Source organism: Shewanella fidelis ATCC BAA-318, assembly GCF_000518605.1.
Taxonomy (GTDB): domain Bacteria; phylum Pseudomonadota; class Gammaproteobacteria; order Enterobacterales; family Shewanellaceae; genus Shewanella; species Shewanella fidelis.
In genome coordinates this window covers 64317-85021 of sequence record NZ_KI912459.1, presented here as the reverse complement: position 1 = coordinate 85021, position 20705 = coordinate 64317, and the positions used below count along the sequence as shown (strand labels likewise).

Below are 20705 nucleotides of genomic sequence, written 5' to 3'. Positions count from 1 at the left end.
ATCAGACTTAAGTCGCCTAAATTGAATTTTTAAGAAAAAGTGATGCCAGTTGCAAGTCATCTGGATGAGTGACTTTTATGTTATCAGCACGGCCCGTGACAACTGCAGGCATAATACCAGCCCATTCCATAGCAGAGGCTTCATCTGTAATTAGCGCGCCTGCTGCCAATGCCGCGGTTAAGTGACGGCTTAACTCTGCGACCGGAAAAAACTGTGGCGTTAACGCGTGCCATAACTGTTCTCGGCAAACGGTTTCAGTAATCACACCTTCACCACTAGTACGTTTCATAGTATCTCGTACAGGCGCTGCCAATATCGCACCTTGAGGAAACGTGGCAGCAGAAGCAATTAACTTATCAATGTCTTGATGGGTTAAACAGGGACGAGCAGCATCATGCACTAATGCCCACGCACCGCTATCAGCCAATTGCAACCCGGCTAGCACCGAATCCGCTCGCTCTTTGCCCCCGGTTACACATTGTAATTTAGGGTGTGACGCTTGGCTTAAATTAGCAAAATAATCATCTTGCGGATTCAACGCTACGATAACTTTATCTATTTGCGGGTGCGACAGAAGGCAATCTAATGTATGGCCTAAAATAGTCTGCTCATTTAATATCAAGTATTGCTTAGGAAGCTCAGCTCCCATGCGACTGCCTATCCCAGCAGCTGGGACAATGGCAATAATTTGTTCAGGGGTTTGGCTCATAAATGAGTTCCGTATAATGCAGGTATGTAACTAGCAATTAAAAGTGCATAGAGCTGCACTTGATTAAAACTTTAGTCGCTCGAGTTAATTTGAGTCACTCGGGCGCTCGCCGCCAACAACACGAAAGAATGTTTCGCCCTCTTTAACCATGCCAAGCTCATTGCGAGCACGCTCTTCTAGCGCTTCAGTACCACTGCGTAAATCGCTTATTTCTTCTCTTAGCACCTGATTTCTTGCAACGAGCTGCGCATTACTTTGTTGCTGTAATTTAATTTGCTCTTGTAAGTGAAAGGATTCGGCAAGGCTTTTTTCACCGAACCATAAGCGGTACTGCAGCATCGCAAGTAAAGCAATTAATACAAAAAGAAGGCGTTTCATGGTTCAAAATAGCAAGAAGTTGAGAATATTAAATAGATAGTACAACAAAAAAGGCCACCAAGTGGTGACCTTTTTAAGTTTATCGCGCTTTACGCTTGACCTTTGATCTCTTTAAGGCCGTTATATGGTGCTTTTTCACCTAACTGTTCTTCAATACGAAGTAGTTGGTTGTACTTAGCAACACGGTCACTGCGGCATAGTGAACCAGTCTTGATTTGGCCAGCTGAAGTCGCTACTGCTAGATCGGCAATCGTTGCATCTTCTGTTTCACCACTACGGTGTGAAATCACAACAGTGTAACCCGCTTCTTTCGCCATGCGAATTGCAGCCAATGTCTCAGTTAATGAACCAATTTGGTTAAACTTAATCAAGATTGAGTTAGCAATACCATTGTCGATACCACGCTTTAAGATCTTAGTGTTAGTTACGAATAGATCGTCACCAACAAGTTGGATCTTGTCGCCCATGATTTGTGTTTGGTAAGCCCAACCGTCCCAATCAGATTCGTCCAAACCATCTTCAATAGAAACGATTGGATACTGTTCAGTAAGTGACTTTAGGAAATCAGAGAAACCGTTCGCAGAGAATACTTTGCCTTCACCTGATAGATCGTATTGACCATCTTTGTAGAACTCAGATGCCGCACAGTCTAGTGCTAGTGTTACATCAGTACCTAATTGGTAGCCTGCTTTTTCTACAGCAACTTTGATGATAGCTAGTGCATCAGCATTTGAAGCCAAGTCTGGTGCAAAACCACCTTCATCACCAACTGAAGTGCTTAAGCCTTTTGCTTTTAACACGCCCTTGAGGCTGTGGAAGATTTCAGCACCCATGCGCAGTGCTTCACGGAAGTTCTTAGCGCCAACAGGCTGAACCATGAACTCTTGAATATCAACGTTGTTATCTGCGTGCTCACCGCCGTTAAGGATGTTCATCATAGGAACAGGCATTGAGTACTGACCAGGTGTACCATTTAGCTCAGCAATATGTGCATATAAAGGCATGCCTTTAAATGCTGCAGCAGCTTTAGCCGCAGCCAAAGACACAGCTAAAATCGCGTTAGCGCCTAACTTATCTTTGTTTTCTGTGCCATCTAGGTCAATCATGATTTGGTCAAGCGCAGCTTGTGCAGTTGCATCTTTGCCCATAAGTGCATCACGGATAAGACCATTGATGTTTTCAACCGCTTTAAGTACGCCTTTTCCTAAGTAACGTGCTTTATCGCCATCACGAAGTTCTAGTGCTTCACGGCTACCTGTTGATGCACCAGATGGTGCAGCAGCCATACCCATGAATCCGCCTTCTAAATGAACTTCAGCTTCAACAGTTGGGTTACCGCGAGAATCCATGATTTCGCGACCGATAATGTTAATAATCTTAGCCATAATGCCCTCGATTTAAGTTTTAAAGATAAATTTAAAGATAAAAGTAAAACGAAATTCTGTTCATCTAAACTTATGCAAAGAGGCAAGAGAACAAGTCAACTCAGAGTAAAAGCTGCGCTTTGAAAGGCGAATGAGCTTGAATGGTAATCCCTTTAAAGCTCATTGAACGCTGAACTCTTTCTAAGTGACAAATCCTTTATGCCAATCTGTATTGCAACACCACAAACAAAAAAACCGCCCCCATAGCATGGAAGCGGTTTTGGTGTGGATTAGTCTTCTAAATCACGGTTTTGGTAAGCAACAGCCGCTGCTACAAAACCTTCAAATAATGGTTGGCCATCACGTGGAGTTGAGGTGAACTCTGGGTGGAACTGACCAGCTACGAACCATGGGTGGTTTGGTAGCTCAATCATTTCAACTAGAGAACGGTCTGATGACAAGCCACTAAAGATTAAGCCAGCTTTCTCAAGACGCTCTTTGTAGTTGTTGTTCACTTCGTAACGATGACGGTGACGTTCAACACAAGTATTGCCTTTATATGCAGCAGCAGCTTTAGTACCTTCTTCTAGGTGACATAGTTGTGCACCAAGACGCATAGTACCACCAAGATCTGACTCTTCGTGACGCTCTTCTAGCTTACCGTCTTCATTGATCCACTCGGTGATCAAACCAACAACCGGGTGCGGTGTTTCAGGCATAAATTCAGTTGAATGTGCACCTTCTAAACCTGCAACGTGACGAGCGAACTCAATCAATGCTACTTGCATACCTAAACAGATACCGAAGTATGGCAGGTTGTTTTCACGAGCGTACTTAGCCGCCATGATCTTACCTTCAACACCACGCTCACCGAATCCGCCAGGAACTAAGATACCATCTAAACCTTGAAGCACTTCATCACCTTTAGCTTCAACGTTTTGTGAATCAATGTACTTGATGTTAACTGAAACGCGGTTAAATAAACCCGCATGCTTTAATGCTTCGTTAACTGACTTGTATGCATCAGGTAGTTCAATGTACTTACCAACCATACCAATGGTGATTTCACCCGTTGGGTTAGCTTCTTGGTAAATAACTTTTTCCCACTCAGAAAGATCTGCTTCTTTGCAATCGATACCAAAACGCTTAGTCACTAACTGATCTAAACCTTGCGCTTTCAATAACGCAGGGATCTTATAGATACTGTCTACGTCTTTTAATGAGATAACTGCACGTTCTTCGACGTTACAGAATAGCGAAATCTTCGCTTTTTCATTTGCAGGAATAGCGCGGTCGCCACGACATACTAAGACATCTGGAGCGATACCAATTGAACGCAGTTCTTTAACTGAGTGCTGTGTAGGCTTAGTTTTAACTTCACCAGCAGCACCTAGGAAAGGTACTAGCGTTAGATGCATAAATAGTGTTCTATCACGGCCAAGTTCAACACCTAGCTGACGGATAGACTCTAGGAAAGGTAGTGACTCAATATCACCTACCGTGCCACCGATTTCAACGATTGCAACATCATGACCTTCGCCACCAGCAAGAACTTTTTCTTTGATAGCATTAGTAATGTGCGGAATAACCTGAATGGTTGCACCTAAATAGTCACCACGACGCTCTTTACGAAGAACTTCTTCATAAATACGACCCGTAGTAAAGTTATTACGACGGTTCATCTTAGTACGGATGAAACGCTCATAGTGACCTAAGTCTAGATCTGTTTCAGCGCCGTCTTCTGTCACAAACACTTCACCGTGCTGTGTTGGACTCATGGTACCTGGATCGACGTTAATATATGGATCCAGCTTCATAATGGTTACGTTAAGGCCGCGAGCCTCTAATATTGCAGCCAAAGATGCTGCTGCAATGCCTTTACCTAGTGATGAAACCACGCCACCAGTAACGAAGATATACCTTGTAGTCATGCTGAACCTGAGAAAATGAGTTTGAGATATGTGCTTGTAAGAAAGCACTAGGACGGGGCAATATTATACCAAAGCAACATTGATTCGACAAACTACAATTAACTTAAAAGTTAAGTTATTTGTTTGCTTCATCCTGTTTTACCTTATCCCAGTAGCCATCAAGCTCTGCCAAAGAATGTTCTGTCATCGCTCGACCATCAGCTTGTGCATAAGCTTCAACGCCACGGAAACGTCTTTCAAACTTTTGATTTGCTTGTCTTAATGCTTGTTCTGGCTCAACTCCTAAATGCCGTGCAAGGTTTACCACAGCAAATAATAAGTCACCCATTTCATCTTGCACTTTTTTAGGCTCGATAGTTTCTTGCTGCACTTCATAAAGTACTTCATCTATCTCTTCATGAATTTTTGCCACCACAGGCTCAAGCTCTGCCCAGTCAAAGCCAACACGAGCAACGCGTTTTTGAATTTTTATCGAGCGTGACAAGGCTGGTAAACTAAGCGGGATATCATCAAGCACTGAGTTAAGCTGTCTTTTACTACGCTCCTCGGCTTTTAAAGCTTCCCAGTTTTGTTTAATCTCACTGGTGGTCGTTGCTGCTAGCCCATCAAATACATGAGGGTGACGCCGAGTGAGTTTGTTACAAATACGGCTGATTACCGCCTCAAAATCAAACAAGCCTTGCTCTTTACCTAGCTGACAATAAAACACCACCTGAAACAGCAAGTCGCCAAGTTCATCAGGCAGCTCATCTAATGCCATACGCTCAATAGTGTCTGCGACCTCATATGCTTCTTCTATTGTAAAAGGCACAATGCTTTTAAAGTCTTGCGCTTTATCCCATGGGCAACCGTTGTCAGGATCCCGTAGCTTTTCCATAATATTCAGCAATGGTGTTAGATCTGCTATTTGCTTACTCATCTCTTTTCCTTGTACCAATCAGCTCAACATAAAAACGGCAACCTAAAGTTGCCGTTGTTTTATTCTCAGAGCATTTTCACTAACTTCAATTCATTAAGTTAAAGTCTGCGTGCCTGCATCACACCATCGACTTGGTTTATCTTCGACAGTACCTTAGATAAACCTTCAAGGTTATATAGCTCAAGCTCTAACTCTATGATTGCTGTTTGCGTTTTCACATCGGAGGTTGAACTCATGGCCATCACATGAGTTTTCTCTGCAGCCAGCACAGAAGTTAAATCTCTCAATAATCCTGAGCGGTCATTAGCCACAATACTCAAACGGATCTTATAACCGCCGGAGTAGTTCTCCCCCCAAACTACGTCAACCGCACGTTCAGGTGAGGCGCGTAGTAACTCTTTGACTTGGTCACAGTCTGCCCGATGAACCGAGATCCCACGACCTTTAGTAATAAAGCCAAATATTTCATCACCCGGCACGGGTTGGCAGCACTTAGCAATGTGGCTCATTAAGTTACCTACACCACTGACTTCAACCTGCCCTTTACCTTTTTTAGTCGATTTACTCTGGCTTTTCTTAACTAAGTCTTCAACCGCAGCTTCGTCAGTCAGCTCTTTAGTACGCAAACGGCTCTGAACATGATTGACCACTTGATTTAGACGGATATCACCACCGCCGATGCCAGCGAGCAAATCATCCATGCTCACCAAATTAAAGCGTTCGACTGCTGATTGCGCGTCTTTTATGTTCAATTGACTTTTTGCCAGCTCAGTTTCCAGCATCTCTTTACCAGCAACAATATTTTTATCTCTGTCTTGTTGCTTAAACCAATGCAGAATTTTTGAGCGTGCACGCGAAGTACGAATATAGCCTAGGTTTGGGTTCAACCAATCTCGTTTAGGGTTTGGATGTTTAGAGGTAATAATCTCAATTCGCTGACCAGTTTCAACCTGATAAGTAAACTGCACAATACGACCATCCACCTTGGCACCAATACACTTATGGCCAACTTGTGAGTGAATATAGTAAGCAAAATCGAGTACCGTTGAGCCAAGTGGTAAATCGACGACTTCGCCGCTAGGGGTAAATACATAGACTCGGTCTTCAAATACCTGACTACGTACCTCATCGACTAGATTGCCACTTTCAGCAACATCTTCTTGCCACTGCAAGATTTTACGTAGCCAATTAATCTTTTCTTCATAGCCACTTTGTTTGCCGCTAGCGCTACCTTCTTTATATTTCCAGTGCGCCGCCACCCCAAGCTCTGCATCTTCATGCATCTGCTCAGTACGAATTTGAATTTCAACCGTTTTATCTTCAGGGCCAACAACCACAGTATGGATCGACTGATAGCCATTTGGCTTAGGGTTAGCCACGTAGTCATCAAACTCACGCGGAATATGATGCCAAAGCGTATGCACCACACCCAATGCGCCATAACAATCTTGCAGACGGTCGGTCACAATCCGCACCGCACGCACATCAAACAGCTCATCAAACTTGAGTTGCTTGCCCTTCATCTTTTTCCAGATGCTGTAGATATGCTTAGGTCTGCCATATACTTTTGCGCGGATTTGGTCTTTATCTAAGCGTGCTTGTAGTTGGCTAACAAAGTCATCGATAAAGGTTTCTCTATCAAGACGTTTACCATCAAGCTGTTTGGCGATGTCTTTATAGGTTTGTGGGTGCAAGTAGCGGAACGAGATATCTTCAAGTTCCCACTTTAACTGACCAATTCCTAAACGGTTTGCTAAAGGCGCGTAAATATCGGCAATTTCACGCGCAGTAAGCACTTTAACTTCTTCATCGGCATTTTTGATTTCGCGTAAAAGACAGATTCGTTCAGCAAGTTTAATCACTACGGCGCGAACATCTTCCACCATAGCCAATAACATCTTACGGATATTGTCGATTTGTGGCTCACCATTACGGGTTTGATTACCCATTTTCAATGCGCCGATGGCATTCATGGTTTCAACGCTAGAAACCAAAATCGATAACTTATCGCCAAAGCCTTCTTCGATGTCTTGTTTACTTATCAAATCCGCATCAAACACCACGAACAAGATCGCTGCTTGCAGGGTTTCAATATCCATATTTAACGGCGCAAGGATCTCTATCATCTCTCGTGCACGCTTCAAGACAGTAACGCTCGCCTCTTTCTTTTGACCCACGAGCAGTTCGACCTGTTCAATTAAGGACAAAAGAGTTTGAGCTTCAGAAGCATCACTAATATAACGTTGTACCCATTCTTCAATTTGAAAATCAGGATCGCTAAAATGTGCTTCACGAACAGATACCATCGATTTTACTTCCCTTACATACCCCAGACAGAAGCTAACAAATTATTAACCCCACCTTTTTAATTAATACGCTCTATATTCGCTATTCAGCAATTATTGTCAATCAACAAAAGCAGACAATTGCTACTTAAAACGCCGATAATGCCGAAGTTTGAATTGTATGAGTTATATTTAAACAAAAGGTTTCACTAAATGTATCTTTTTGTGTCTTTTTATTTAATTTTTAAGCTCAAACAGCGCCATCGATTCTAGATGATGGGTTTGTGGAAACATATCAATTAAACCAATTTTTTTAAGCTGATAACCCTGCTTTAAAATCACTTCACTGTCGCGAGCTAGGCTAGCAGGGTTGCAAGACACATATACTAACGCTTTTGGTTTTAGTTTGTTTAATGATTGCATACTTTCATATGCTCCCGCACGAGCAGGGTCAATCAACATCTTGTCGACTTTGCCTAGCCAAGGCTCTTTCGATAAATCGGCACTGAGATCCGCATGGTAAAACGACACGTTATCTAAACCGCTTTGCTTAGCGTTCAAACGCGCACGCTCAACCATTGCTGGAACACCTTCCACCCCAATGACTTCAGCACCATTTACTGCAAGCGGTAAACTGAAGTTACCAATACCACAAAACAGATCCAGCACTCGCTCACCCGCTTGAGGCGACAACCATGCTACCGCTTGGTTAACCATAGCTTGGTTTACCTTGCCATTGACTTGGATAAAGTTACCAGGAGAGAAGTCGAGCTTAACTTGGCTGCCATCGAAGCCATAATAAGGAAGCTCCCCCGCACCGTTTAAATGCTCACATTGGCCGTCATCATCTTGCAGTAATACGATAACCTGATGCTTAGTCGCAAACTCAACTAAACGCGCCTTATCTTTATCAGACAAAACTTTAGTGACGCGCAGCACAGCAAAGTTGCCATTATCTGCTTCAGTTAGCTCAACGTGGCCTAGGGCTTTTTTGCCACTTAATTGATTAAGCAAAAAAGCAAGTTCAGGGATAAGTGCAGACAACGGCTCCGCCAATACCGCACAGGACTGGATCTCAACCACCTTGCTACTACTACTTGCTCTAAAACCTAAACTAATATGTTTAGTGCTCTTGTCATACCAAGTTGCAAGCCTTGCTCGGCGGCGATAATGCCAAGGGCTATCAGTTAATGGCTGACAAATTTCACTCGCTTGAGTTTGCGCAAACTTTGCGACCAAATCGACTAAGGTATTTGCCTTATGCGTACGTTGAGCATCTAAGTTTAGGTGCTGCAAATCACAACCACCGCACTGTGCGAAGTGCGGGCAAGCAGCCTCGACACGCTCAGCTGATACCTTTTGTATCTTTAGTAGTTTTGCCCGAGCAAATTTCTTTTTTTGCTCAGTTAATTGCACCGAAACCGTTTCCCCGGGTAACGCACCATTAATAAAAACGATTTTGCCATCATGATGAGCAATACCCGCTCCAAGATGGTCAAGTTGAGTGACGTCTAGAGCCAGCTTTGACGATAATTGCTTAGATCTACTTGGTTTTGCTTTAAAAAATTGTGCCATTTTGCTCTCGAAATAGATAAAAAACTGGCCAAGACAGGTCAATATCTGGCAGTCTATCGAATACTCACACTATATTTAATGGTAACCCATACAAAGAATGAATGATGCCAAGAATATGACCAAATACAGCCTTAGATCATGGGTTCTGGTATTGGCGTTAGCCCCAACTATTTTAGTGGGTATTTTATTGGGTAGCTATTTTACCATAAATAGATTCTATGAACTCGAAGATACGCTCATAGAGCAAGCAAGCAAGCAATATTATCGAACCTTTAGCTATTGCTGCCGAAGTGGGTCTTGAAAGTAAAGATTTTGAAACCACCAAAAGGTTAATCACCTCAGCTCAGCTAAATAAAGCCTCGCTAGTGCAATTTATTGCTATCTTCGATGATGATAACCGCGTTGTAGTCACCTCTCATCACTATAAAAACCATGAGATAATGCGCTTTGGTAAACCGCTTGAATCAATGCTTCGTACAGAGCTTGAACAAGTGGGCGATAGCATGATTTTACGCAGCCCTATTTTTGCCAGTCAAAATGCGCAAGTTCAAGGCTTTGATTCTATTCAGCAATCCGCTTCCAATATCAATAGAATTGGTTATATTGCCATTTTAATCAACAAAGAGAATGCGTTACTGCAGCAACATAGGGCGGCTGTTGCGGCTTTCATCATTGTGTTAATTGGGGTGCAATTAAATCTATTTTTTACTTTTAGACTGGTAAAAAACGTTACCCAACCTATTACCGAAATGGTACGAGTAGTTGCCAAGATTCGTGAAGGTAAGCTAGACACGCGTTTAACCGGTAACCTTATCGGTGAGCTCGATTTACTCAAACGTGGCATTAACGCTATGGCCGGCTCATTGTCGGAATACCACGATGAAATGCAACAAAATATTGACCAAGCGACCTCAGACTTACGTGAAACCTTAGAGCAGATCGAGATCCAAAACGTCGAACTTGATATGGCTAAAAAGCGTGCTCAAGAGGCCAGTCGCATTAAATCTGAATTCTTAGCCAACATGTCGCACGAACTAAGAACACCGCTAAATGGTGTTATTGGTTTTGCCAAACAGTTACTGAAAACCCCATTACATTCGAGTCAACAAGACTACATTCGCACTATTGAACGTAGCGCCACCAACTTGCTCAGTATTATCAATGACATTCTCGACTTCTCAAAACTAGAAGCGGGTAAAATGGTACTTGAAAATATTCCATTTTCACTGCGAGAAACCATTGAAGAAACTGTAACCATGCTCTCCAGCGCCGCTCGCGATAAAGAGTTAGAGCTGGTTATCGATGTCGACTCACAGATCCCTGAGGACGTCACCGGCGATGCCATGCGCTTTAGCCAAATTATCACCAATCTTGTTGGTAATGCGATAAAATTCACTGACAAAGGAAGCGTACAATTAAAATTGCAACTTGAAGATATTAAAGACGGTAAAGTACATATCCGCTGTGAGGTTATTGATACAGGTATTGGTATAGATGAACAACAACAAGCCTCATTGTTCCAAGCATTTGGCCAAGCTGACTCTTCTATCTCTCGCCGCTTTGGCGGAACTGGCCTTGGTTTGGTGATAACGAAACGTCTTGTTAATCGTATGGGCGGACAAATCGGTTGTTACTCAACGCCTCAACAAGGCTCAACTTTCTGGTTATCTTTACCACTGAATATCAGTCAGTATCCAATTCACGATGCGTTACCTATGACCTCTCTTCAGGGGAAAACAATCTTATTGTTCGAACCTAACTCGCTCAGCCAGCAAACACTTAAACGCATGCTGCTACGTTGGGGCATGAAAGTAAGCTTGGTAAAAGATCTCGAGCAATTAGAAGCAGTTAACAATCAAGGCGATCTGGTCTTTGACTTCGCGTTATTTAGTTGTCGTGCGATTAACTTATCCGGCTCGCCAGCAAGAATTCTCAAACGGGTGAAACCAAATATCAATTACTTAATGTTAATTGCCGATTGCATTGAACAAGAAACCATTTTTTCGCAATTGCGTGCTTATATTGATAAACAACTGCCTATTCCTGTTGGTGAAAAACTGCTTTCAAAGTCTTTACTAGACCCTCACTCATCTACATTAAATGACAGTTTGTTGCCACTCACTCCCGCTGTGATGCCTGAAAAACTTGAGAACCTCAGCGTTCTGGCAGTTGATGATAATCCAGCTAACTTAAAGCTGATTGATACTTTATTAAGGGAGTTAGTTAGCCAAGTGCAAGTGGCTGATAATGGCGAGCTGGCTGTTAAACTTGCGCAAGAACGCAGCTATGATTTGATCTTTATGGATATTCAAATGCCTGGCACCGATGGCATTACCGCGACTAAAGAAATTAGGCGTAATTCGGTTAATCGCAATACACCTATTATTGCAGTAACGGCACATGCCATCGCTGAGGAAAGAGAGCGTATATCTAGCAGCGGCATGGATGGATATTTACCTAAACCGATAGATGAAGCGGCATTAAAAGGCGTTATCACCCGTTGGAAAACCAAACCTAAATTCACCCACTTTGATCAACGTACACTAAATTGGGACCTATGCTTGACCCAAGCGAATAACAAGCCAGACTTAGCATTAGATATGTTGAAAATGCTGTTAAAGTCGCTACCTGAGACCGTGGAGCATATCGAAACCGCATTGTCCCAAGCTGACAATGACAAAATGCTAGCTTGTATCCATAAGCTTCATGGCGCTTGTTGTTATTGTGGGGTGCCCAGCACACAGAAATTATGCAAAGAAATTGAATCAGCTTTAAAGCGCGGCGTCACAATTGATGACGTAGAACCTGAAATACTAGAGTTACTTGACGAGTTAACTAAGGTAGAATCTGCCGCTAATCAAGTGATCTCCCAGCTATCAGTGGATATATAAGATGACAAACAAACAGGGATTTTTTAAACGCCTAAAAGCATTAGAGTTACCTCAAAAAAAGCTTTTTGCGATTGCCCTATGCCAGCGAATGCTACCAAACTACCAGTTATTTTCTGAGGTATGCGAATTTGGCGATCCAAAAGTACTCGATACCTTACTAAACCTACTTTGGCAGTCTACGTACGATAACAAGCTAAAGCTCAATATTGATATTTACCTTCAGCGTCTCGAAGACAATACACCAGAACCCGCTGATTTTGATGTTTATGGTGTATACCCAGCAATGGACGCAGTTGTAGCTCTTACATCACTGATTAGCGCCCTGCAAAGTAAAGTTGAAGAAGACATTGTTAATATCAGCAAACTATCTTCAGCTACTGTAGCAAACTATATCGAAGCTACTTGCGAGCAAGAGTTTGCTAGTGAAGATGCATTAGATGACTACATCTTTGCTCATGAAGTGATGCAAGAAGAAAAAGAGATGCAAAACTCTCTTCTAGAAATCATTGAAGAAAACCCGCATATGAAAGCTGACTTCATAAAAGAGTTGCGCCGAGAAATCGTTGAAATTGGTGTATCTAATATCGGCATTGAAGCGAGTAAGTAACGAAGCAACTAAAAAGCGCATAAAATGATGCGCTTTTTAGTTATACCAATCAGTATAAACATTCAGTCACTCAGCGGAATTTAGCGGTTTTGAGGCAAAGTCATTAAGTCCTTCTCGGTAACTGCTCCTGCATTATTCTCGATTATCGCTCCGGCATTATTCTACCTTCGACCATCCATAGTCTCGTACCTCCTATATCCATATAGTCGTGCTTTTATGATATTCACTGCATCTGACCTCCATGGATGGAGGGAATGTCTTATGTATGTCTGGAACATACAAGACCATGCAGCTCGCAATGAGCGAAGAACATAGTTGAACTAGGTTCAAGCTCCCTTATTAAGAGTCACAGCATCAGAATCGCTAAAACTCGCCATTCTGGCGCGTTTTTGGCAGCCTACTTCTGAGTTGATCAAATTCTGTATTGATTGCTATTAATCATCCATCGAAAACAGCTTTTCCGCTTTAGATTGCATGAACTCGATAAACAGCTGAACTTTTAAAGGTTGATGACTGCGCTGATGGTACAAAATTGAGATCCGCCTTTTCTCACCAATCCACTCTGGTAATAATACCTTAAGGCTGCCGGCTTTAAGTTGTTTTTTCACAAATAACTCTGGGCCATACAGAATTCCAGCATTGGCCATAGTCGCTTCAACCGCACCGTGTAAGTCACTTAAGGTTAATTTAGCTTTACCATCATAATAAAATGATTCTCCATTCGGATGCTTTAGCGACCAATTATAAAGTGGCCAAACTTTTATCAAGTCGTGCTCTACTAATTCACTTGGATGAGTTAATGGCGGAGCCTTTTCAACATAATCAACTGAGGCAAAAAGCCCGTAATTAAGTACACCTAACGAGCTTGAGATCCAAGAAGAATCTGGCTGCGTCCCGCCCACAATGGCAACATCAACGCCTTCATCAATTAAGTCGATAACATTATTGTTCTGAACGATATGCAGTTGAATATCGGGATAGCATTCACAAAACTCATTCAGGGTTTTGATAAATATCATTGAAATAATCGACACAGGCGCAGCAATCCGTAAAGTCCCTTCGGGCTTATCAACTGTTGCACCGCTGATACTATCAAATTGGGAAATGATTGACTGATATTGCTGAAATAACGCTAAGCCCTCTTCGGTTAACCTGAGTTTACGGGTATTACGCATCAACAGTTGTTTATCTAATACCGTCTCTAGTTTAGTCAGCTTGCGACTCACTGTCGCAATAGGCATATCTAGCTCTTTTGCTGCTTGAGAAAAACTACCGGCATTAACTAGATGCACAAACTGATAGATCAGTTGTAACTCTAACCCAAAGTTGCTGCTCATTAATAATGACCTTAGTATCTAAACACGATTATTCAACCGCTCTACGACCTAAGCTCAATATTACACTAAAGTAGAATTATGATACTGTTTTAGCTCAATCATTTACTTGTTTCATTCTAGCGTTAAACGAAATAGAGCGGATATGCCTACGATATTAACCCCATTAGTTGCCGTATTCGGCATTATGCTATTAGGAACCTTAGTGCAAAAGAGTAAACTTTTGCCTGCGGAAACCGATCAAGTTCTAAATCAATATGTTTACTACATCGCTTTTCCGGCCATCATGTTAATTACGTTAGCGCAAACGCCAATCCAAGACATTTTCCACTGGGGTTATATATTCGGCTACAGCTTAGCAATGATTAGCTGTTATTTTTTAAGCTATTTTGCATCACAAGTAATGACTCCAAACCAAAGTGCTTGTGCCACCATGCGCGCACTTAATGCTACCTTCGGTAATACTGCCTTTATTGGCATTCCGTTAATGGCCATGCTGTTTCCATCAGAGCAAATTGCTTTAGCCGCTGCAGCTATTGCCAGCTTGCTGTCGGTATTTATGTTTGCCATTGCTCTTGTCTCACTCGAGATGAATGTTAATAAAGGTAAAGGTTCTGCGCCCAAAATCATTTTTCTAGCGTTAGTCAAAAACCCAATCGTTGTGGCAAGCTTGATAGGCATAGGGCTATCTGCTTTAAGTTTTGACCTACCACAGAGTCTGGCTTTGATGATTAGACAACTCGGCATGACCTCAAGCCCTTGTGCATTACTTGCTATCGGTATGGTATTAGCCAAATCAGGACAATATCAACGCTCTTCGCGTTTTATCAATATCAATCAGGCGCTAGAAATAAGTGCTATCAACCTAGTAAAACTCGTATTTCAGCCCGCGCTCACCTATGGATTAATGAAGTGGCTTAATGTTGAACCGCAATTAATTGCCATGGGTGTCATTTTAGCCGCATTACCAACTGCAGCGAGCGTTTACCTACTTGCACAGCGTTATCAAACTCAGGTAATTACTAGTGCACAGGGGATTTTATTAGGCACCCTGTTTACTTTTGCCAGCTTACCCTTATTAGCGCGTTTTTTGCTTTAGCCTAACTAACTCAACTGCAGCAAAAAACAATAAAAAGAACTAAGAAATCAACCTTTGATTAACGACTATAGTGCGAAATTGAATAGACAAATATTCAAGGCTTTAAATACATCAATAAATGCTAAAAATAGATTGGTCAAAAAGTAATTTGTAGATTATTATTCGCCACCTTTTTTTATTCACTGCTCAAAAAATGACAAAGCTTGTTGTTTTCCTGTTGTTCATCAACCTACTTTTTAGTTTTCCATTAGCACACTCTTTTGAACTAACTCCGGAAGACAAATCTTTCTTACAAAACAAAAAAACACTTGTAGTTGCTGTTCCTAGCACAGGTTTGCGAACTCACTGGAATAACTCATCGTCTGGTGAATCAGGGGTATATACCCACTACCTAAAAGAACTCGCTCAAGCTTTAAATGTCGCAATCGAATTTAAAAATTATAGCAGCTTAGATAGATTACTAAATGCGGTAGCATCGGGCGAAGCAGACCTATCTCTTGGCTTTATACCAACGGCAGAGCGAGAAAAACATCTGCTGTTTTCTGTACCTGTGTTTGCAAATTATCAGCTAAATTGGTTACGTAATTCTAGTTACCGCCATACTCCAGCTAATAATATGAATTGGGTGTGTGTGAAAGGTTCATTCTCTTGTGAAGCGACGGCTAATAATGGTTACCGAAAGCTAACTAAGGTTAAGACGTTAAAAAGCCTAATCCACCATCTTTCGACAGGTAAAGCTGACGGAGCTATTATACATTTTGGCTCCGTGCACCATTACTATCAAACTGCAGCCGCTGGGGATTGGTTGGGTGATATTGTATTTAACGAAAGCAGCCAGCCTATGCTGTCATCTTTTATAACGGCGAAAAATAATTCTCGGTTAATGGATATTCTCAATCAATACCAAAAGCAAACTCAGAATAACCATGTCATCAAACCTTTTAGCTTCGACAACTTAAGCATGCTTCAGAATGAGCTTGCTATTGAAGCTATCTATCAGCAATACAATAGAGAGACGATACGCTACACCATAGAAGATGATCTATATCCAGTCTCTTATATTGCAGAAGCGACAGGCCAGATCTCAGGTTATATCCACGATATAATCAAAATTTTTGCGTTAAAAACCGGTCTAAACTTTGAGTATGTTTACCCAAACGGCCAATCAATAGAAACAATTCTGGCTGATAAAAAAGTCGACTTCATTCCAGCTCCTTATCAGATCACAAAAGGTGAGTTATCTAACACCTTACGAACTAAGCCTTTCTACACGATTAACTGGTCGTATATTCGTACCACAAAAAACTACCAGCATGAAAAAATAGCAATTTTAGATCGCAGCAAAAAACTGTCCAAACATGAAGTATTTGGCTTTCTAAACGAGCCTATTATTTATAGTGACTTTTCTCTATTAAAAAACGATATTGAGCAAGGTGTGATCACTCATGCTTACATACCTAAAAGCATTGCAGATTACTACTTATACTATGGTGACAGCACCAGCTTTGAGCTAGTTGATAGCCAGAAAAAACAGCTACAAACTCTCATGGCGATTAGACTTAACCAAGACTCTATAGCGTTAAGAGATATGTTTAATATTGCCATTGCTATTACCACGCCAAATGAAGTCCAACTGGCCGTACAAAGCCACAAGCGTGTTCATACAGAGTATGTCGATGGTAGAAAACAAGCTAGAAGCACTATTATTATTTTGCTGCTTTTCTTTGTTGTGGTCGTTATCGCAGCTGTACTGTGGAACACCAAACTCAAAGGCTATTTACAAGAAGCACGCGCCAAAAGCCAAAAGTCAGATGAGAAAACCCAGTGGCTTATTAGCGTATTAAACAGCTTTCCAGGCATGGTGCTCATTTCAGATGCAGAGGGTAAGCCACTGCTTTCTAACAAAGCTTATAATGACTGCTTCAAAAGCTGCCTAGATAACAATTGTATAGAAAAACAAACAGCCTGCAGTTTCTTGGATGTGATTAATAGTATCAATCAAGAAGTTGCCAATAACGTAGTACATGTCGCCCTTAATGAATGCATTATTGGTGGTAAGTATTTTCGAGTCTCACGGGATGTGGTTAATCACAACGACGGTAACCAATATCACATTACTGTTTTTGCCGACTTTACCGAACTAAAACTTCGCAAAAATGAGTTAAAGCAGTCTCAACAGCAAGCGATTGAGGCCTTAAAAGCCAGAGAATCATTCTTAGCGATTATCAGCCACGAATTACGCACACCATTAGCTGCAATGATGGGCTTAATGGAGCTACTTAATCCTGAAATAAAGACGTCGAAAAATAAAGAGTTAATGCAAAATGCACTTGCATCTGCCGAACGATTAAAAGGTTTGGTTAACAACATTCTTGATTTCTCAAAAATGGAAGCAGACCAACTCCAGTTAGATAGCTATTCAAGCAACTTGTTTGAAGAGTTAGGTACAAGTTTTAGATTACATGAAGCATCTGCAAAACTAAAAAAAATCGACTTCATTATAGATTGGCAACCGACTCAATATTGCCACGCAGAGCTGGACTGGCTGCGTCTCAGTCAAATAATTAATAACCTGCTTGGTAATTCAGTAAAATTTACCCAATCTGGAACAATTAAGATACGCGTTAGTCATAACGATAATATGCTGCAGATTGCTATAGAAGACAGCGGCTGTGGTATGACTGAGGAACAGCTTAAAACCCTATTTCAGCCATTTACTCAAGCCGATGCCAGTATTAATAGAAAATATGGCGGCACAGGCTTAGGCATGTCTATTGTCCAACATTTAGTCCAACTCATGAACGGAGAAATATCTGTCTTAAGTGAGCAATATATTGGCACTCAGGTCTTTGTAAATATACCTGTAACCTTGACTACAATACGCGAACCTCTTGTTTCAGAGGCATATTGTAAAGATGAGAATGCACGCCAATGGTTAGCCGCTTGGGGAGTTAATGAGCCAGTCAGTCAACAGATTACCGAGATAACAGAAGTGAATGTTGAAGGGAGGAATCTGTATCCAGATCTGTTATTAAGGCAAGTGATTAAAGCAGATCACCAACTAGATGGTCAGGGATTAGATCCGAGACAACAGTATCAAGGCACAGTTCTGGTTGCAGATGATGACCCAATTAACCGCTTTTTATTTCAAAAGCAGTTAAGAAAGATAGGTGTCAAGGTTATCACAGTAAATGATGGCCTTGAGGCTTTGTTATACTTATCTTCCCATAGAAGTGAAATAGACTTACTTATCACAGATTGCCATATGCCAAACTTAAATGGCTATGAGTTAGTACGCCAATTACGCGCTAAACCTGAGTTTAAAAGCCTTACAATTGTTGGCTGCACTGCTGAGGACTCGCGTTTAGTTGCAGAAAAAGCTGCAAATGTTGGAATGAGCGAGGTTATATATAAGCCTTATACATTCAACGCACTATCCGAGTTAATTAGTCGCTATTGCTCAAAGCAAGAACAAGACGATAGCCAAGAACGCCTCAACTGGCTTAACGACTATAGCGATGAAGAACGACTAGAGCTATCAGCTATCGTAAGAGACTCTCTATTAGAAGATAAAGCACTCATTGCAAATAAGGCCGTTCCTTTGCCAGCCTTAGGCCACAGAATTAAGGGCGCCGCAAACGCGTTAGGACTGACACAACTGGCACAAGCTGCAGCTGAATGTGAAAATGTTGACCCTCACAATATTGCCGCGGCAATTGATAAGCTCAACATTGAAATTGATATTGTCGTTAACACTATTAACCAATGGCTAAGCAAACAAAGCCAATAACCTCAAATGTCGAAGCTTAACGTTAATCCATATTAGTGATAATGCTAACTTGCTTCTATTAAATTTTATAGATTTCGTATAGTGGCAGCCAAAACTGCCCACTTGTTTTTGGAACATACTTGCAATGCAATTATTTCAAACAATCAAAGTGTTAATCATAGACGATGCGCCTACCTTTCTATTTACTATCAAAAGTATGTTGGTAAAGCTAGGCTTCTTAGAGGCCAATATTTTCACATCTAAGTCAGCAAAAATGGCACTGGATCTTGCCAGCAATAAGTCATTTGATGTCGTCATCTGTGATTACAACTTTGGCACAGGTATGAACGGCAAACAACTATTTGAAGAGTTTAAACATCTCAATCTTTTGTCGGACAAATCGGTGTTTATTCTAGTCACCGGTGATAACACTGCTGCGACAGTAAGGCCTATTGTTGAGCTAAAGCCTGATGAGTATTTACTAAAACCATTTAATGCCATCACATTAAAACAGCGTTTATCGTTAGCAATCCGTCGCCGTGAAAAACTGGCTGCGCTTTATGCTGCTGAGCGACAGTTAGATGCCGAAAAAGGCCTACAACTATGCAGCGAAATCGCCCCTTTCCACCCTGAATTCTATTTCGTTATTGAGCGATTTAAAGCCTCGTTTTTGACCATACTAAAACGCCATGAACAAGCCAAAGCTGTTTATCAATCGACTTTGGAGAAAAAAGAACTGGATTGGGCCAAAGTGGGGTTAGCAAACTCGTTAGCCTGTTTAGGCCAAATAGAAGAAGCTGAAAAAATTATTAATCAGTTACTTACAAGTAAGCCAAACGACACTCAAGTTCGAACGGAAGCGGCTTATATAAAACTAAAAGACAGTGATATTCCTGCGGCAATCTCTCACTTAGAACTGGCAAGCCAGCTGGTGCCGGGTAACTCAGAGCGTGAGCTGATCATCGTTAATCTTTGCCTTTCAGTGGAGGACTACGATCAAGCGCTAGAGCGATACCGTTTATACTTAGAGATCAATAAAGAAACTTACCGTAATAACGACTTTAGCAAGCTAGGACTCGTTCGTGTCCTGCTATATCAAGCTCACACAGCACCAAACAAACTCGCTTTAATTGAAGAAGCTAAGCACCATATTCGAGCGCTAATGAATAGTAAAGATGAGTCGATCCTAAATGAAGTTGAAATGCTCAAAGCCCATATTTCAGTAGAGCTTGGCTTCTACCGATCGGCAATGAGCATCTTAAAGAGCTTACATAAAAAAGAGTGCTTTCATCACTTCTATGCCACATATCACTATGCTTGGCTCCTAAACGTCATGAGTGTCGAAAGTGAATTTAGTGAGGCAATTCAATGGTGCGGCCAAAACTTAAACTTGGAAGGCAATCAGATTATATTTTCCAGCAAAGTTTCAATGTTAGAAGGTTTGAAAAAGAACAATGAAACCAAGAAAAACTGGCTGAAACAAAAGTACCAAATTTTAAAAGACAACAATTTAGACCAGCGCAGTCTGCTGGAGCTCTATTTAGCAATTAACGAAACAGCTCCACTATTAAAAACCGTTTGCCTAAACATCATAAAAACTTTGGCTTACGTGTGGCCAAGACAATACGGGGTAACTCAGGTTACCGAGATAATTGAGCGCTGTGATAATGTCATCAGGCAACTGTACTCCGAGCAAGAGCTAGCCACTCTCGGTTACCAGCACTATTATCAGTCCGCCGTCGATACATGTAACAACAAATCAAAATAACCCAAAAGCCAAATGCCAGCGCATTTGGCTTTTTTGTCAGTCGTTATGTATCTAAACATTGAAAATACTTAATAAG

At 41.5% G+C, this 20705-nt stretch carries 13 protein-coding genes; 5 read left to right on the top strand and 8 right to left on the bottom strand.

What is annotated here, in order from left to right; all coding sequences use genetic code 11:
• Positions 1-16 precede the first annotated feature (16 nt).
• From ispD to rlmD, 7 genes are all read right to left on the bottom strand, one after another.
• The gene (gene ispD / locus L884_RS0116505; RefSeq protein ID WP_028768532.1) at positions 17-709 is read right to left on the bottom strand and encodes a 2-C-methyl-D-erythritol 4-phosphate cytidylyltransferase; all 693 of its coding nucleotides are present in this window, start codon (positions 707-709) and stop codon (positions 17-19) included.
• An 84-nt stretch (positions 710-793) separates the two neighbouring features.
• On the bottom strand, positions 794-1087 hold the full coding sequence (gene ftsB / locus L884_RS0116500) for a cell division protein FtsB (RefSeq protein WP_028768531.1): 294 nt from the start codon (positions 1085-1087) through the stop codon (positions 794-796).
• 89 nt (positions 1088-1176) lie between these two features.
• Entirely contained in the window at positions 1177-2472 is a 1296-nt protein-coding gene (gene eno, locus L884_RS0116495) for a phosphopyruvate hydratase (RefSeq protein ID WP_028768530.1), read from the bottom strand.
• Between the two features lie 269 nt (positions 2473-2741).
• Complete coding sequence (locus L884_RS0116490; RefSeq protein WP_028768529.1) at positions 2742-4382, bottom strand: CTP synthase; 1641 nt, start codon at positions 4380-4382, stop codon at positions 2742-2744.
• 115 nt (positions 4383-4497) lie between these two features.
• A complete protein-coding gene (mazG, locus tag L884_RS0116485; protein ID WP_028768528.1) occupies positions 4498-5301 on the bottom strand; it encodes a nucleoside triphosphate pyrophosphohydrolase in 804 nt (267 codons plus the stop codon).
• Positions 5302-5399: 98 nt separating this feature from the next.
• Positions 5400-7607 carry a GTP diphosphokinase gene (relA, locus tag L884_RS0116480; RefSeq protein ID WP_028768527.1) on the bottom strand — a complete coding sequence of 736 codons (2208 nt, stop codon included), beginning with the start codon at positions 7605-7607 and terminating at the stop codon, positions 5400-5402.
• 216 nt (positions 7608-7823) lie between these two features.
• Positions 7824-9161: a 23S rRNA (uracil(1939)-C(5))-methyltransferase RlmD gene (gene rlmD, locus L884_RS0116475; protein WP_028768526.1), complete on the bottom strand. Its 1338-nt coding sequence runs from the start codon at positions 9159-9161 to the stop codon at positions 7824-7826.
• 290 nt (positions 9162-9451) lie between these two features.
• Between rlmD and barA the strand changes: the two genes are divergently transcribed.
• Positions 9452-12052, top strand: a complete 2601-nt coding sequence (gene barA / locus L884_RS22265) for a two-component sensor histidine kinase BarA (protein WP_425423499.1) — start codon at positions 9452-9454, stop codon at positions 12050-12052.
• A gap of 1 nt (position 12053) precedes the next feature.
• Positions 12054-12659: a YjaG family protein gene (locus L884_RS0116465; protein WP_028768525.1), complete on the top strand. Its 606-nt coding sequence runs from the start codon at positions 12054-12056 to the stop codon at positions 12657-12659.
• A gap of 434 nt (positions 12660-13093) precedes the next feature.
• Here L884_RS0116465 and L884_RS0116460 read toward each other — a convergent pair whose 3' ends face one another.
• Entirely contained in the window at positions 13094-13996 is a 903-nt protein-coding gene (locus L884_RS0116460) for a LysR family transcriptional regulator (protein ID WP_028768524.1), read from the bottom strand.
• A gap of 142 nt (positions 13997-14138) precedes the next feature.
• On the opposite strand from L884_RS0116460, the gene L884_RS0116455 reads away from it, so the two are divergent.
• The 3 genes from L884_RS0116455 (at position 14139) to L884_RS0116445 (ending at position 20629) form a co-directional block, all read left to right on the top strand.
• Positions 14139-15092 (top strand): AEC family transporter, encoded by a 954-nt coding sequence (locus tag L884_RS0116455; RefSeq protein WP_028768523.1) that lies wholly within the window; start codon positions 14139-14141, stop codon positions 15090-15092.
• A 193-nt stretch (positions 15093-15285) separates the two neighbouring features.
• The gene (locus L884_RS0116450; protein WP_028768522.1) at positions 15286-18882 is read left to right on the top strand and encodes an ATP-binding protein; all 3597 of its coding nucleotides are present in this window, start codon (positions 15286-15288) and stop codon (positions 18880-18882) included.
• A gap of 124 nt (positions 18883-19006) precedes the next feature.
• On the top strand, positions 19007-20629 hold the full coding sequence (locus L884_RS0116445; protein WP_028768521.1) for a response regulator: 1623 nt from the start codon (positions 19007-19009) through the stop codon (positions 20627-20629).
• The last annotated feature ends 76 nt before the right edge of the window (positions 20630-20705 follow it).